Origin of the sequence: Duncaniella sp. B8, assembly GCF_005304985.1 — a bacterium.
GTDB classification, from domain to species: Bacteria; Bacteroidota; Bacteroidia; order Bacteroidales; family Muribaculaceae; genus Duncaniella; species Duncaniella muris.
In genome coordinates this window covers 3209453-3225372 of record NZ_CP040121.1, presented here as the reverse complement: position 1 = coordinate 3225372, position 15920 = coordinate 3209453, and the positions used below count along the sequence as shown (strand labels likewise).

The following is a 15920-nucleotide window of genomic DNA, read 5'->3' as shown; positions in this document are numbered from 1 at the left end:
CCGGAATCACATTCAGCCACAATGTATGACCAATTTTCACCCTTGCTTATCAGATGTAGTTCCTCCAGCATCTTGTTCAGATGTATAACTGTTAGTCAGAAACACAGTGAAAATCGGGAAAAATATAAGTCCTACTGCCGATAGCACGACTCCAAGGACCCTCCCGGTCACCGTCATCGCATGAATGGAGCATCCGGCAGTTGTAAGACTCATGATCGACCATAAAAGCGATGACCAATAGTCTGTAACTCCCGGATTGACGCCATTCTCTGCGACAAAAAATGTGAGTGAGCAAAAGTAAACACCGACTATCAACACTATCAGATAAGTGGCAAGCATGTTCTTGACCCACTTTGACGAGGTGGTTGCGCCGGTAACTATTGTAAAGACGTAAGCCGCGCGGATCATCGGCACAAATTTCAGCAGATATTCGGCATGATTGTCAAGCGGGATATCAAAATAATGCAATATGTTCAGATAAGGCACCGAAACAAGCAGAAAGAACAGATGGTTTATCAGATATTTGCGCTTTTTAACCGAAAAAAGCATCTCTACAAACACATCGGCCATAAAGAACAGGCAACACCAAAACTGAACTTTCAGATAGGTAGTATCGGCAAGAAAGGAGACATTACGCAATGTATCCAGCGTAATGAGAGTGATAAGCAACAAAGACAGTATCACCACACCGAGGTGCATCATTTTCATTATCCGGTCTCTGACTTTTAAATCCGCAGTTGAAACATTCATATGACAACAGACTCTACATTATTATTTATACAACGGTGTAAAGTTTGTTTTTGTTGATTTGTCATATGCCTCGCCTCTACTACTCTGCCGGTCAGCAACCGGCATTCACCACTGCTGATTTTCGGAATTGCGCGAGTTGATAGTAGACCATCACGGCTGTCACCATAGTCGCAACGAGGTCTGACAGCGGGAATGCTGTCCAGACTCCATCGAGCCCCATGCGTGGCGGAAGAACAAGCAGAAGAGGTATCAGGAAGAGTACCTGCCTCGTTAGAGAAAGGAATATGGAAGATTTTGCTTTGCCTATAGACTGAAAAAGAGTAGTGGATACGACCTGAAATCCGACAACCGTAAACGCCAGCAATGAAATATGCAGGCAGCGTGCAGTCTCGCTGATCAAAGCCGGGTCATTTGAAAATGCCCGACCGATATATTCCGGAAACAACAATCCGATTGTCTGACCGGTAGTCACAATGACGGTTGACACTCCTACAGCAAGCCAGAATGTCCGGCGCAGGCGATCAAGCCGTCCGGCACCATAATTGTAGCCTATTATAGGTTGCATTCCCTGGCATATGCCGACAACAACCATTGTCATCATCGAAGTGTAAGATGTGAATATACCCGCAGCAGCTACCGCCATATCCCCGCCATGAAAATAGAGACTTTTGTTTATAATTACATTTATAAAACAAGCTGCGGCATTGACTACTGAAGGCGCAGCTCCGATGGATAGCACCGGTAGTACTATTTTAGCCTTCAGCCTATACATTTCACGGCTTCCGGAAAAGTGCAATGTGCTTTTCCTTGAGAAAAAATGAGACAGGACAAAGAAGGCTGAGATCATCATGGAGATATCCGTTGCGATAGCAGCTCCTTTAATACCCAGTTTCAAATAGAATATGAAGATAGGAGCAAGTACCAGATTGCAACCTGCACCGATCAGCATTGTCAGCATTGCCTTGACCGGATAGCCTGATGCCCTCATGAAGTTATTGAATGTAAAAGCGAAGTTGGTCATGAACATTCCAGGCAGAATATACAGCATGAACTCACGGGCATAAGGCAGTGTAACTTCACTTGCTCCAAACGCAATGAGAATCTCGTCAATAAATATGGCGAAACAACACAGATAGCAGCACACAATTGCCATCAGTAGTATGAGTGAGCTGCACAAAGTGCGTCTTGCATCATCATAATTTTTAGCACCAAGCAATATTGACAGTCGCGCCGATCCTCCGGCGCCGATCAAGACCCCCAAGGCGGCTGACAGATTCATAACCGGGAATGTTATGGCCAGTCCCGCGATAGCTTCCGGCCCTACACCCTGACCTATGAATATGCGGTCAATTATGTTATAAAGAGACATAACCAACATGCCAACCACAGCAGGGAGGCTATACCGCCACAGCAGTCTTCCTGCCGGCGACTCGCTGAGCTCTCTTAATTTTGAGGCATCGTTACCAGACATTTTCATAGTGTTTCTATTACAAAATTACAAAAAGTTCATCTGGCAATTCAAAAATTAGTATTTTTTAGCGTTTAATTGAGATATAAATACTAATTTTGTTTTCTAAGAAAATAAGAATGGTCATCAAAACTCCATAATGAAGTCTGTTAGTTTCGTATTGTTATTTTTTATGAGCCTTATCTGCAAGGCCAACGATCTCCCTATGTTTTGCCTGGCCGGACCGATTGATTCGCTATGCGTCGTCATGGATGATGCCGGTCTTGAATGGCAAAACGAGTACACCTTTGACTCTGATGGTTCTCTTATCGAAATTGATGGTGACGAAGTAGACTGCGAACGCGATTCAGCCGGGCGAATATCATCAATCACCCTCATTGAGGCTACTGAAGATGACGAAGACACATACACCACAATAAAAATGAGGCTGTTTTATGATAAATCCGGTCGGGTTGTCAGAGTCGAGGCCGTTTCAGGTGACGAGCAATGGGTCCAGACTTATGCCTACGATTCAAGCGGGCATCTGACGGAACAATGCTATAATATGAACGGTGTCGAAGAGGTCAGAACATACACGTATCTGAAGCATGACAGATTCGGCAACTGGACAGAACGCCTTGAGAAACTAAAGTCTATGGATCAGACCATCCGGCAATGCCGCAATATAATCTATTTGGAATAACCTTAAATCAATAAACCAATCACTCCAACAATATTCTCTATGTCAACGTACAAAATTATTGAGAAAGAGCATTTTTCCGAAAATGTAGTCAAACTTGAAGTGGAGGCACCTCTGATAGCCCGTTCCCGCCGTCCGGGACACTTCGTAATTGTTCGCACCGGAAATGGGGGCGAGCGCATTCCTCTTACAATTGCTGATGCTGATCTCAAGAAAGGCTCAATCACATTGGTTGTGCAGGCTGTCGGAGAAAGCACACGCAAGATCTGTGCTCTTGAACCCAAAGAGTGCCTGACAGACATTGTCGGGCCACTTGGACAAGCCACACATATAGAGAAGGTCGGAACCGTGGTTTGCTGCGGAGGCGGAGTGGGCGTTGCGCCGCTGCTCCCAATTGTAAAAGCGATGAAAGAAGCCGGCAATCGTGTGGTGTCAATTCTGGCGGCAAGGACTTCTGAACTGATAATACTCGAAAAGGAAGTTGCTGAGTATAGCGATGAAGTTATCATAATGACAGATGACGGATCAAAAGGACAGAAAGGCCTTGTAACCGCCGGCCTTGAAGACGTGATCGCACGAGAAAAAGTTGATCAGGTCGTAGCAATAGGCCCTGCCGTGATGATGAAATTCGTTGCCCTGACTACCCGCAAATACGAAATTCCGACTATGGTCTCACTCAACACCATTATGGTTGACGGCACAGGTATGTGTGGCGCCTGCCGAGTGACTGTTGACGGCAAGACCAAATTTGTCTGCATTGACGGTCCTGAATTCGATGCCCATAAAGTCGACTTCGATGAAATGATGATGCGTCTGAGAGCCTATAACTGATTTTTTCAGAGCGACTCATCTGTGCAACAACCATAATCCAGCCTCTTATATTAACCTCAATATCCTTATTCAGAAATGGATCAGAATACAAGCCGCGATGCAAAGTGGCGTGAAGAACAGCGCAATTCATTAAGCGCAAAACAGCGTTCATCAATACCTCGCACCATAATGCCTCAGCTGAACGCAGCCTATCGTATCACGTGCAACCATGAAGTAAACCAAGGTCTTTCAGCCGAGCAGGCAATTATCGAGGCCACAAGATGCCTTGACTGCCCCGATCCGCAGTGCATCCACGGATGTCCGGTATCTATCAATATCCCGTCGTTTATAAAGAATATCGAACGCGGAGAGTTTCTTGCTGCCGCAGCGGTTCTGAAACAGACCAGTGCACTGCCTGCGGTCTGCGGACGTGTCTGCCCGCAGGAAAAGCAGTGTGAATCACGCTGCATATATAATAAGATGAAAAAGGCGCCCGTGGCAATCGGTTATCTTGAACGCTTTGCAGCTGATTTCGAACGCATGAACAATCAGGCAAACGGCATCAAGCCGAATGGTGATTCATCAGTCGCAAGAAACGGCCGGAAAATAGCCGTGGTCGGTTCCGGACCTGCCGGACTGTCATTTGCCGGAGACATGATCAAAAAAGGCTATGAAGTCATAGTTTATGAAGCGCTCCATGAAATTGGCGGGGTTTTGAAATATGGCATTCCTGAATTCCGTCTGCCGAATTCAGTTGTTGAAGCCGAGATCGATGCTCTCCGCGCTGAAGGAGTGGATTTTGTCAAAGACTGTGTGATCGGGAAGACAATCTCTTACGACCAACTCCACGAGTTAGGGTTCGATGGGATTTTTGTGGCATCAGGAGCCGGGCTCCCCCGATTTATGGGTATTCCAGGAGAGAACCTTATCGGCATCATGTCGTCGAACGAATATCTTACACGTATCAACCTCATGGGTGCCGGGCGTCCCGGCGAAGACACACCGGTGCTGAAAGGCAATCGGGTGGCTGTGGTAGGCGGCGGAAACACAGCAATGGATTCTGTGCGCACAGCTCTCCGCCAAGGGTCTGAGAAAGCAATGATTGTCTATCGCCGAAGCCTTGAAGAAATGCCGGCCCGCGTTGAAGAAGTACACCATGCTCAGGAAGAGGGTGTAGAATTCATTACCCTCTGCAACCCGGTGGAATATCTCTCAGATGACAAAGGCCGCGTCCGGGCCATGAGAGTGCAGCGCATGGAGCTTGGCGAACCTGACGCATCAGGCCGGCGGTCACCGGTGCCGATAGAAGGAGCCATTGACGAAATCGAAGTGGACCTCGTGATTGTCAGCGTCGGAGTCTCCCCCAACCCGCTTATTCCCCATGCGATTCCAGAACTTGAGATTTCCCGTCGAGGCACAATTGTGGTCAATGAAGAGACTATGCAGTCATCATTGAACGACATATATGCCGGAGGAGATATAGTACGCGGCGGTGCGACAGTCATCCTCGCGATGGGCGATGGACGACGGGCTGCAGCTGCTATGGACAAGGCCCTGTCCGGACAAGACTGACGACAGAGGTTTGCGTATCTGCCCGAATTTTACTAAATTTGGGCATCCAAACCGAATTTCATATACTGACCATATGACTAAACTATTAAAAAATATAGTTATCCTTTCAGCCTTACTCGGAGCGGCAACCCCGCTCCGAGGGGATGACAATACTGAAATTTCGGCGGCTATCAGTGCAGCCAAGGACGCACCAAGAAATCAGGCAGCAAATCTGAAAGCAGCAGATCTGCTGAAAGATGCCGGCCGTTTTCAGGAAGCTATTCCATTCTATCTAAAAGGTGGCAACTCCGGTAATCTTGGCATTGCAGAGAGTTACTTCTACCTATATGATTTTGACAAAGCCGATGAATATCTTGACAAATATCTGGCCAAACGGACAAAAAACGAAGCCGCCAAAGATATGGGATTTTCTTACGGCAACGGAGATGAAACTCTTGACTGGACTGACTATCTGCGTTCAAGGATAGATCTCGGACGCAGTATGCTTGACCGTGTGGAAAAAATCCAGATTGTAGACAGTATAAACGTTCCGGCTGATCAATTTTTCAAATTTATCAAACTTGCCAAGAGCGCCGGCCGACTGGCTGATGAATTTGAAATCGAGAGTATTGTCCCGAAAGAGTATCTTGATTCTGAATCAATCTCAGGCTTATGGGCTCCTGCATATATTTCGGAATCCGGAGAGGATATGATCTGGTATGGATCAGCAAATGACGGCGAATCGAAAATGTTTGAATCTTACCGCCTGGCCGACGGAAGCTGGGATAACCCGGCGGCTTTGTTTGATTATAAATCCATTTTCAGCAATTCAAACGGCAGCTGGGTCGGTTACCCCTTCCTGATGGCCGATGGGATAACTCTCTATTTCGCCGCTGATGGAGAGAATTCATTGGGTGATCTGGATATCTTCATTTCACGCCGTGATGAGGACGGATTTCTGCAACCATCTAATATCGGTATGCCGTACAACTCGCCTTACAATGACTATATGTATGCCATAGACGAGCAGACCGGTGCCGGATGGTGGGCCACAGACCGAAACGGGCTGAAAGATTCAGTTACAATCTACACCTTCATTCCTCAGGATCTACGAATCAATTATCCGGTAGACACCCCAAATCTGGCCGATTACGCAAAAGTCACATCAATCGGCATGACTCAGAATCCGGATAGAGATTATTCTAAATTCAGAGACAAAATCGCATCACTGGAATTATCAAAAACATCAGGCAGCAACCGCAGGTTTGAATTTGCATTACCAAACGGCAAAATCATAACTTCAGTGTCTGATCTCGCCTCCGGCATGGCACGCGAAGCGATGAGACAGTATCTGGACGAGCAGAAAGCCTACGATGATGCCGTGGCCCATCTCGCCGAACTCAGAAAGGCATATGCTGCGGGCGACAGAAGCGTCGAGCATGAAATTCTGACTCTTGAAAATGGGCTTGATCACCGCCGTGCAGAGCTGAAAAGAATAAAAAACAGCATTATCACGGCTGTGATGGACTAAGACTTGTCTAAGCAACAGACATTCCCAAATGATTGTGTCAGCACAAGCCAAAGAATCCGCTACTGAAACAAATTACTCTCTAACCAATCAAACCGACCGCTTATGGAAGTAACCCTGATTTTGATTCTGATCGCACTGGTGATCATTATCTGCATTTTCTTCTATTATGTTCCATTCTTTCTGTGGATTTCAGCTCGTGTCAGCGGTGTACGAATCTCACTGATGCAGCTTTTTCTGATGCGCATACGAAAAGTGCCTGCATCAGTCATCGTCCGGGCCTTGATCGAAGCTCACAAGGCTGGTCTTAACGATGTGTCACGGGATGATCTTGAAGCCCACTATCTTGCCGGAGGCAATGTAGAGAAGGTAGTCCATGCCTTGGTGTCGGCATCAAAAGCAAATATTGATCTTGGCTTCAAAATGGCGACAGCTATAGATCTTGCCGGCCGAGACGTATTTCAGGCCGTACAGATGTCAGTGAATCCTAAAGTCATTGAAACTCCTCACGTCACAGCAGTTGCTAAAGACGGCATCCAGCTCATTGCCATAGCCCGCGTAACAGTGCGCGCCAATATCCGGCAGCTTGTAGGCGGAGCAGGAGAAGACACCGTGCTCGCCCGTGTAGGCGAAGGTATTGTCTCTTCTATCGGCTCATCTGAAAGTCACAAGCAAGTACTTGAAAATCCTGACAATATTTCCAAACTCGTATTGCGTAAGGGGCTTGACTCCGGTACTGCTTTTGAGATTCTCTCTATTGACATAGCAGACATTGACATAGGCAAAAACATTGGAGCGGCTCTTCAAATTGACCAGGCACAGGCTGATAAAAGCATTGCCCAGGCCAAGGCCGAGGAACGTCGAGCTATGGCTATAGCTCTCGAACAGGAGATGCGGGCAAAAGCCCAGGAAGCCCGCGCGAAAGTAATTGAAGCTGAAGCCGAGTTGCCACGGGCAATGGCTCAAGCATTTCTTTCAGGGAATCTTGGCATCATGGACTATTACCGCATGAAGAATATCGAATCAGACACGAACATGCGACAGAACATAGCCAATCCTCCCACTGCTAAGTAAAACATCCTACGAGCATTGCCAATGCTCAGACCTGAAAAGTATACCATATTATAGCCGATATGACCGTTAAGGAAATCATCTCATCAACGAGATCTTATAACCTGCATTCACACACTCAATTCTGCGATGGGCGCGCCGATATGGCGCGCTTCGCAGATGCGGCTGTGAAAGCAGGCTATAAGCACTATGGCTTCACCCCTCACTCTCCAATTCCTTTCCATTCTCCATGCAATATGGAGCAATCACAGGTTGAGGAATATATCTCTGAATTCAACCGACTTAAGGAAGAATATCGCGGCAGGATCAATCTGTATCTTTCCATGGAAATTGATTATCTGGGAGAGGCCTGGGGTGCTTCACATGACTATTTTTCCTCGCTTCCTCTTGACTACAAGCTTAGTTCAATCCACTTCATACCGGTTGCTGACGGAGAAACGATGATTGATGTCGATGGGCGCCCGGAGAATTTTCTTGACAAAATGAGCAAATATTTTGACAATGATATCCGCTATGTGGTTGACAAATTCTATGAGCGCACTCTTGAGATGATAGAAGCCGGAGGCTTTGACATTATCGGGCATTTCGACAAGATCGGCTTCAATGCTTCACATTTCAAGCCTGGCATAGAATTGGAACGCTGGTATCAGAAACATCTCGACAATGTTATCGACGCAATCGCAGCCAAGGGGATTATAGCAGAAGTGAATACCAAAGCATGGGAAGCTCCGGTCGGGGCTGCTCCAAGCCAGATTGCCACATACGCCCCACGATTATTCCCATCACCTGACACAATAAGAAAACTCGTCTCCGCCGGAATACCAGTTGCAATCAACAGTGATGCTCATTATCCTGAGCGAATCAGTGCCGGGCGAGAAGCTGCGTTCCAAATTATCGATTCATGACCAGTAAAACGACAAAGAACCTTACACACACTCTAATGCTTCATGGGAAAACGGAAACTATTTTGTGAAATATCGCCTCTTACATATCAAATTTCAGTCAAGAAGAACATCTTTCTGCGCAAGATAAAGGACGCTCTGAGCAGACAGCGATTTGCAAGAATAAAGAGCTATGAAAAGCTCCCGGTCATGATCTACAAACACGCGTCCCTCATCCGAAGAAGATTAGGGAATACAGACTTGGAGTTGCAAGAAAATAAAGCGGTCAATCTGGCTCTTTCCGCACCCAAAGTGAACGGAATCCTAATCCGCCCCGGAGAGCCATTTTCTTTCTGGCATCTCATCGGTCCTGACACAGCCCGACACGAGTATAAAGTGGGGCTTACAATTTCAAATAATAAACCGTCAACAGGTATAGGTTGCGGACACTGCCAGTTTACAAACCTTATCCACTGGATGGTGTTGCATTCGGATCTCACCATTGTGGAGCATCACCATCATGACGGCTTTGATCTATTCCCTGACTACAAGCGGCAAATACCGTTTGGTACTGAAACGAGTATAGTCTACAATTATCTTGACTACAGATTCCGGAATGATACAGACAATGTATATCAACTGCTTGTATATACGGATGGAGAATACCTCCAGGGCGAACTCAGGGCCAGTAAAGAACAGAAATCGGCATATCATATCTGCGCTGAGAACGAATTCTTCTCCAAAGAAGATGGCATTGTTTTCAAGAACGGAACTGTGATTCGAAAAAAGATCGAGAAGAGAAGCGGTGTCTGCATTCATGAGGAAACTATCCGGACGAATCATGCGCGGGTCATGTATGACACTTCCGGTCTTGAGATCCGAAAAACCGCACCTTCATCAATCCGGGAATAAAACAGTGCGGTCTTTCCGTGCGGCAGGTCCGGCCAATTCTTCAGGGATGAACTTCCAGCCTGATGTAATTTTCGGAGTTATTGACCCGCGCTGTTCAAGAAGTTTTATCAGATAGTAACGCAGGTCCTTGTCTGTAGATTTGAGAATGCGCGATTTCAGATCTTCATGATGTATGCCGGCCCCCTTCGTCAGCAGATCTCCTCCGCCATTGCCTCGATAGGAATTGACGGCAACCTTATATACTTTGTCAAAGTCAAACGGACTACCATCAGCCATCGACTTTATAATAATCTTATCACCCTGTGGCTTGGTCACATCTACATCATAAATTATGCCGGCGGCAGAATCAAAATTGTAGGCAGGATTCTGCAATTTTGCGTAATCGCCCTTTGCCGGAGATGTCTCCTCTTTTGTAAAAAGCAACAAATGATCTTCCGGATCGGCCATCTCTGATGTCCAAAGCGAATAGCTCATCTCAAGATAGTTTTTGATCTCCCGACCTGTCATGGCCATTGTATAGAGCATATTCTCATATTTGTACAATGTAAACATGTCGCTCATATGAAGATCTCCTTTGCAGATAACCGCATCAAAAGACAATGGAGCGGCAAAAGAAATGTCAGCACCACTGATTTCAAGCTGAAGATCATGCAGAAGGTCCATAAATGCAGAAGGCCCGAAGTATGCATCTCTCACAGAAAAATCGCCGGTGGCAACACCTATCTTTCTGTTTACAAAGCTGTCAATTTCCTCTTTGACATTGCTGAATTCAGTCATGAAAACTGAATCAGGAGTCAGATCTGTAAGCGGGACAATCCGGCCACTTATTTTTTTGCCCAATACCTTCCCTCTGCCGTCAAGAGTAAATTTAACCTCTGCTTCGGCCAGATTCACGGCATTATTGGCGGGATTGAGAACCAGAGGTGACTTTCCATCGCTATCGGCCACCTGTTCCGAATTATAGACCTGATGATCATGGCCCATAAATATAATATCAAAACCCGGCACTTCTTCTGCTACTTTCAAAGAAGCGTTTTCAATCCAGTCACCGGTCTTTTTCGAAGAATCATGACCGGAGTGGAAAAGTCCGACGATTAGATCAGGAGCCTCTTTTACCTTTATGACAGGAATCCATCTGGCAGCGGATTCCACCATATCCTCAAATTTCAGACCGCTCCAGAGATTTTCAGGGAGCCACGCAGGGATGGCCGGAGTAAGAAGTCCGAACACTACAATCTTGATCCCATCACGCTCTATGACATGATATGGTTTGAAGTAAGGCTTACCGGTGGCGATGTCTATGACATTCGCTCCGAGCAGTGGTATTTGGCCAAGATCATTTTTATAACGGTCATATACGGCGTGACCGGCCTCTACGTCATGGTTGCCAATTGTTTCGGCATCATAGCCAAGAGATTTCAGCATCATCGCCACGGGATGTGGTCTGTCAGTGGCTATGAAATTATAATAGTAGGCCGTCGGCTGTCCTTGCAGGATATCTCCGTTGTCCAGAAGTATGACATGATCACTACCGATGGAATCTCGCAGACAGCGGACTCTTGAAGCCACTTTGGCAATGGAGCCTTCTCCCGGTGTGCGCGTAATGAAATTATACGGAAAAAAGTTACCATGAACATCGGTTGTCGCTACGATCTTATATGTAAGCTCCTCTGCCGAAACCGATGCTGCGGAGAGGAGCTGCGATGCAATTGTCATTGCCAATAATGTCTTTTTCAAAACCAATATCTTTTATTGCCACAAATAGAGCATATTTGTCAGGGATTGGGACCTGTGTAAAGTGCACGGACTTTGCCTACAGGGAGTGACCCTTCCACCTTGAGCGGTATGCGTTGCCCATCAGTGGAGATCCATCCAGAAATGGGAGCTGAACTTTCTACACCCTTACGTGTAAAAGTGAAGTTTATATAGTAAGTAGGGAATTTGCCACCATTGAGAGAAATGGTCTGGGTTCCCATATAAGTTATTTTCAGTTTTTCTTTCTTAGAGCCTGAAAAAATATTGACAGTGACGCTCTGTCCTTTCTTCATGTTAGGAAAATCGAGAGTGCGCAGATAAAAGAACGAGCTCAGCATGTCAACTGTCATTCCCTGGGCTTCAAGATGAAGTGTTGAACTTGTCATCGGCTTCCCTTTCCCCGGCTTTTTATACCTGACTGCTTCTGCTGAAAATGTATTTCCTGTATGCGAGAATTTCAATACGTCTTTTTTATATTTTCCATTTTCATGCGCTATGTAAGTATATGACACCGGAAAATATCCGTCTTTTGTCATAGTAGAGTACAATGTGTCTCTCAGCATATAGATGCTGTTGGCCCAAGGAGCGTTCTCGGCAAAGACCGAAGCACGATAGAGATCTCCGTCATTACGAAGTGACATAGTGGCATATCCCGCGACTTTGTTTATAAAGCCCCATTTGTAAATCACATCATACGTCAGGGTCTCATCAACCAAAGAAACCGGATTGGCCGCTTGTGCCACCGGCACAAGTCCTGCAAAAGCTACCAGCAGTGAAATCAGTTTCAGTTTCATGATAAATCAGAGTGTGTTTAGGAGGCTTTTTTGCGGCCCCGAATTTCAGTCTTTGGCCAACTCCCTGAACGGAAGTATGGAGCGATAGGACTGTTCTATCCTCTTGTTGCGCCAACATTTGCGACATACAGCGATATATCTGTCATCACCGCCTATTTCGACCTGTTCTCCTTCTTCAACAAAATCTCCGTTGCGGTCTATGCGGGCATTTATAATTGTTTTACGGCCACAAGTGCATGTGGATTTTACCTCATCTATCGTATCGGCAATCTCAAACAGTCTGCGCGACCCTTCGAAAAGGTGGCTCTGAAAATCTGTACGAAGCCCATAACAGATGACATTACTGCCAAAGTCATCTACGACTCTTGAGAGCTGGTCGACCTGCGCTGTGGTCAGAAACTGGGCTTCATCAACCAGAAACCAGTCAATAACTGCCATAGACTCCTCAAAAAGACTCTGAGCGAGTTCATAGAGATCTGTCTCGTGATAGATCCACTTGCATTCACGCTGGATTCCAATGCGCGATTTTATAACGTTTGTAAGATCACGGGTGTCGACAACCGGCTTGAGGCAGACATATTTCATCTTTCTCTCCTCAAAATTATAGGCTGTGGTCAGCAACAGAGCAGTCTTGGCAGAGCCCATTGTGCCGTATCGAAAATATAGTTTGCCTTTCCTGTTCATTCAAAGGGTGTATTTTAGATTGAATTGTCAGGCAAAGATAAGCAAATTTTCTTATTGAGCAGCACTCTGACGGGTAAAGACGTAATTGGTATCGCCTATTTCAAATTTCATCAACGGCCCTTTGATTTTCACATCGTCCAGTTTCCGGATAGCAGAATAACGGTTTACAAGAGCCATTTTAAGACTTTGTCCGATAGCCGAAGCGACCGACGGTTTGATTGAATCCACGCGGGGCCCGTTCATTTCAGTAATAACTCCATTTACCACTACTGCGTCCGGATCGACACTGACAGTCAAGGTCGACGGATCAAGGCTTACAGCTACTTCATCGTCATCAATCACAGTCCAGGTGCCGCTAATTGTAGAACGACCGCTTACAGTCAGCCCAAGTGGTTCGACGAATCCAGGCTGCCCCACAATCTGAGTATTAGCCGAAAGCATCCCGGCAATAGTCAAAGTGCCGCCATGTACACCTTTTGGCATCATATCCGGGTTTGAGGAAATATCAATTGTCTCAATGATCGTAGCCGTCACCGATGCATTATCAGTGAAATTTTCCGGAGTCCCGGCCCAGCTGCCAGGCAGTTCTTTTGCCAGTCGGGCTGTTTCGTCACATGAAACCATTGAAAAAGCTCCTAAAAGTGTCAATCCGTAAATCAGACCTTTCATATTATACATCTTTGTGTTTTGAGAAACTATTTAGATTATTTATGTCATATACATAAACGCACAGGGGTTAAAATTTGTTTCATATACGCTAAAAAATGATTAATTTTGCCATTGTCTAACAAAAATCCGAAGAAAACGTGAGCGTCAATAAAGTCATATTAATAGGCAATGTCGGGACAGATCCTGAAATACGTTATATTGAGACGAGGCCTATCGCTTCGTTCCGAATGGCGACAAACGAACGGGAGCGCACACTGCCTGACGGATCAAAAGTCCCGGAACGCACCGAATGGCACAGTATCGTCATGTGGGATGGAGCTGCTGAATTCGCAGAGAAGTATATCCGCAAAGGGTCACGTCTTTATGTGGAGGGCAAAATTCGTTATCGGATCTGGGAAGACCGTAACGCCATCAAACGTAATGTGACCGAGATATATGTGGACAATTTTGAATTGTTAGGATTCAAATAGTCCCTGATCGAACAGAGACGGGTATGACGAAGAGCTGGCAGCAGGCTGCTCTTTGTGGGGTGCGGATGGATTATTATTAATGACCATTGTGTGTTGCTGCACCCACCCTTGGGTGCTATTGCGCAAATATAATGTCATGACTCCCTTATGCCCCTGAGCTGTGTTCAATACATGACGATAGACTTCAGTGAGGCTACTGACTCCACTGACGCTAAGTGTAGCCAATGTTCTGCGCCCAATCATGACTGTGAGATAGAGTCTGTCAGTGGAGTTAATTGGATTAGTTGTTCTCATAAGCCTATTGTTTTTTTACAAAGGCAAAGGTAAATGCACGCATGGGCAACATTAATGCACACAAAAGTTAATTACATGTAATACCGATTCTATTTCTTTATGTCATAAGTTGAAATCAATAAACCCTTTTCAGATAGTGGATGTTATAATTTCAACTATTTTTGACTATGAGAAAAATATTTTACGCTTTAACTATTTTGAGTGGAATCGGATGCGCTTCAACACGAATTTCCGCAAAGGATAACAGCACAGGCTATTTGAATGAGAATATGCCTGCAAGCTGGAATTATTCTACATCTGTCACTGCATCTGAACCGCCGGAGGATACTGACTGGTGGCTAAACTTTGACGATCTACTGCTTGATTCGCTTATTGATGAAGGTCTGAAAAACAATTACAATGTCAGTATGGCGGTGAAGCGCATCAACGTGGCAAATATACAAGTCCGTCAGGCTATGTCAGGCTATTATCCGACTGTCGGTCTGAGCGGAGCTTATAACTATAGCCGAAACGCCGGTGCGATTTCAGGATCTTCAGTTCCATCATCGACATCAAGCCATTTTTCGCTTGGAGCTAAGATGAACTGGGAAATTGATCTATTCGGGAAAATAGCATCTCAAGTGAAAGATAAAAAAAGCCTGCTGAAAGTAAGTAAAGCCGATTTTGACGGGGCCATGTTGAGTATCGCCGCCAACATAGCCACTTATTATATGAATATGAGGACATTTCAGGAGAAAATATTTGTCACGAAAGAGCATCTTGCCTCTCAGGCAAAAGTAGTGGAAATTGCAAAAGCACGTTTTGAAGCAGGCCTTGTGTCCAAACTTGATGTAACCCAAGCAGAGAGCGTATATTACTCAACTGAAGCACAGATTCCACAACTTGAGACTTCGCTAAACGAAGCTGTCAACGCGCTTGCTGTTTTGTTAGGTGTCTATCCTGATGCCATCCGGCCACGATTGTCAGCAGCTTTCATTCCTCCTCAATATCGCCATTTGGTCGCAACCGGAATTCCCGCAGATCTGCTCCGCAGGAGACCGGACATCATAGCGGCCGAAGCTCAGCTTGAGTCATATGCAACCCGAATCGGAATTGCCAAAAAGGACTATCTCCCCAATCTGTCATTGGAAGGCACAATCGGTGTTGCCGCTCATAACGCAAAAGACCTTTTCGGCAAAAACAGTGTTGAATATTCCATCACTCCTACCCTTTCATGGACTCTATTTGATGGCTTCAGTAGAAAATATGCAGTTCAAGAAGCTAAAGAGCAACTTGAAGAAGGGATTGACAATTACAACCTGACTGTACTGACTGCTGTCAATGAAGTTGACAACGCAATGAGTTCATACCTTGCCTCACTGCAGACAATGGACAGCAACTCCAACGGTCTGAAACAAAGCACAGAATCGTTTGACCTGTCAGTCAGTCTCTACAAACAGGGGCTTACCCCATTCACCAATGTGGTAGATGCTCAGATTAATACACTGACATATGCCAACTCCCTCATAACAGCCCGTGGGGATGCTCTTGTGTCACTGATCAATCTTTACAAAGCATTAGGAGGCTCCATCACAGCCCAATAACACGCAACATAATCCATAAAC

The 15920-nt window shown here is 45.8% G+C and carries 14 protein-coding genes and 1 pseudogene; 9 read left to right on the top strand and 6 right to left on the bottom strand.

The window, feature by feature from the left end; genetic code table 11:
• Nucleotides 1-36: 36 nt before the first annotated feature.
• A complete protein-coding gene (locus FDZ78_RS13855) occupies nucleotides 37-708 on the bottom strand; it encodes a two pore domain potassium channel family protein (RefSeq protein ID WP_123611084.1) in 672 nt (223 codons plus the stop codon).
• Between the two features lie 133 nt (nucleotides 709-841).
• Nucleotides 842-2221 (bottom strand): MATE family efflux transporter, encoded by a 1380-nt coding sequence (locus tag FDZ78_RS13850; RefSeq protein WP_136409192.1) that lies wholly within the window; start codon nucleotides 2219-2221, stop codon nucleotides 842-844.
• A gap of 169 nt (nucleotides 2222-2390) precedes the next feature.
• Between FDZ78_RS13850 and FDZ78_RS13845 the strand changes: the two genes are divergently transcribed.
• The 7 genes from FDZ78_RS13845 (at nucleotide 2391) to FDZ78_RS13815 (ending at nucleotide 9650) form a co-directional block, all read left to right on the top strand.
• Nucleotides 2391-2900 carry an RHS repeat domain-containing protein gene (locus FDZ78_RS13845; RefSeq protein WP_160631909.1) on the top strand — a complete coding sequence of 170 codons (510 nt, stop codon included), beginning with the start codon at nucleotides 2391-2393 and terminating at the stop codon, nucleotides 2898-2900.
• Between the two features lie 39 nt (nucleotides 2901-2939).
• Nucleotides 2940-3728, top strand: coding sequence for a sulfide/dihydroorotate dehydrogenase-like FAD/NAD-binding protein (locus FDZ78_RS13840; protein WP_136408793.1), 789 nt, complete (start codon nucleotides 2940-2942; stop codon nucleotides 3726-3728).
• A gap of 75 nt (nucleotides 3729-3803) precedes the next feature.
• The gene (gene gltA / locus FDZ78_RS13835) at nucleotides 3804-5279 is read left to right on the top strand and encodes an NADPH-dependent glutamate synthase (protein ID WP_107031455.1); all 1476 of its coding nucleotides are present in this window, start codon (nucleotides 3804-3806) and stop codon (nucleotides 5277-5279) included.
• 73 nt (nucleotides 5280-5352) lie between these two features.
• Nucleotides 5353-6789, top strand: coding sequence for a hypothetical protein (locus FDZ78_RS13830; RefSeq protein ID WP_136408792.1), 1437 nt, complete (start codon nucleotides 5353-5355; stop codon nucleotides 6787-6789).
• A 102-nt stretch (nucleotides 6790-6891) separates the two neighbouring features.
• Nucleotides 6892-7860, top strand: a complete 969-nt coding sequence (gene floA / locus FDZ78_RS13825) for a flotillin-like protein FloA (RefSeq protein WP_107031457.1) — start codon at nucleotides 6892-6894, stop codon at nucleotides 7858-7860.
• Nucleotides 7861-7919: 59 nt separating this feature from the next.
• On the top strand, nucleotides 7920-8762 hold the full coding sequence (locus FDZ78_RS13820; RefSeq protein ID WP_136408791.1) for a histidinol-phosphatase: 843 nt from the start codon (nucleotides 7920-7922) through the stop codon (nucleotides 8760-8762).
• 42 nt (nucleotides 8763-8804) lie between these two features.
• Complete coding sequence (locus FDZ78_RS13815; RefSeq protein WP_136408790.1) at nucleotides 8805-9650, top strand: VanW family protein; 846 nt, start codon at nucleotides 8805-8807, stop codon at nucleotides 9648-9650.
• Here the strand turns inward: FDZ78_RS13815 and FDZ78_RS13810 are convergent.
• The 4 genes from FDZ78_RS13810 to FDZ78_RS13795 are packed head-to-tail and all read right to left on the bottom strand — an operon-like array spanning nucleotide 9636 to nucleotide 13552.
• Nucleotides 9636-11366, bottom strand: a complete 1731-nt coding sequence (locus tag FDZ78_RS13810) for a bifunctional UDP-sugar hydrolase/5'-nucleotidase (protein WP_136409191.1) — start codon at nucleotides 11364-11366, stop codon at nucleotides 9636-9638. The genes FDZ78_RS13815 and FDZ78_RS13810 overlap by 15 nt on opposite strands.
• Nucleotides 11367-11425: 59 nt before the next feature.
• Entirely contained in the window at nucleotides 11426-12199 is a 774-nt protein-coding gene (locus FDZ78_RS13805; RefSeq protein ID WP_107031460.1) for a DUF3108 domain-containing protein, read from the bottom strand.
• Nucleotides 12200-12244: 45 nt separating this feature from the next.
• A complete protein-coding gene (locus FDZ78_RS13800) occupies nucleotides 12245-12883 on the bottom strand; it encodes a thymidine kinase (protein WP_107031461.1) in 639 nt (212 codons plus the stop codon).
• Between the two features lie 51 nt (nucleotides 12884-12934).
• Nucleotides 12935-13552 (bottom strand): hypothetical protein, encoded by a 618-nt coding sequence (locus FDZ78_RS13795; protein ID WP_136408789.1) that lies wholly within the window; start codon nucleotides 13550-13552, stop codon nucleotides 12935-12937.
• A 137-nt stretch (nucleotides 13553-13689) separates the two neighbouring features.
• Here FDZ78_RS13795 and FDZ78_RS13790 point away from each other — a divergent pair.
• A pseudogene (locus FDZ78_RS13790) lies at nucleotides 13690-14010 on the top strand (single-stranded DNA-binding protein); the annotation flags it as partial.
• 473 nt (nucleotides 14011-14483) lie between these two features.
• The gene (locus tag FDZ78_RS13785; protein ID WP_107031464.1) at nucleotides 14484-15899 is read left to right on the top strand and encodes an efflux transporter outer membrane subunit; all 1416 of its coding nucleotides are present in this window, start codon (nucleotides 14484-14486) and stop codon (nucleotides 15897-15899) included.
• The last annotated feature ends 21 nt before the right edge of the window (nucleotides 15900-15920 follow it).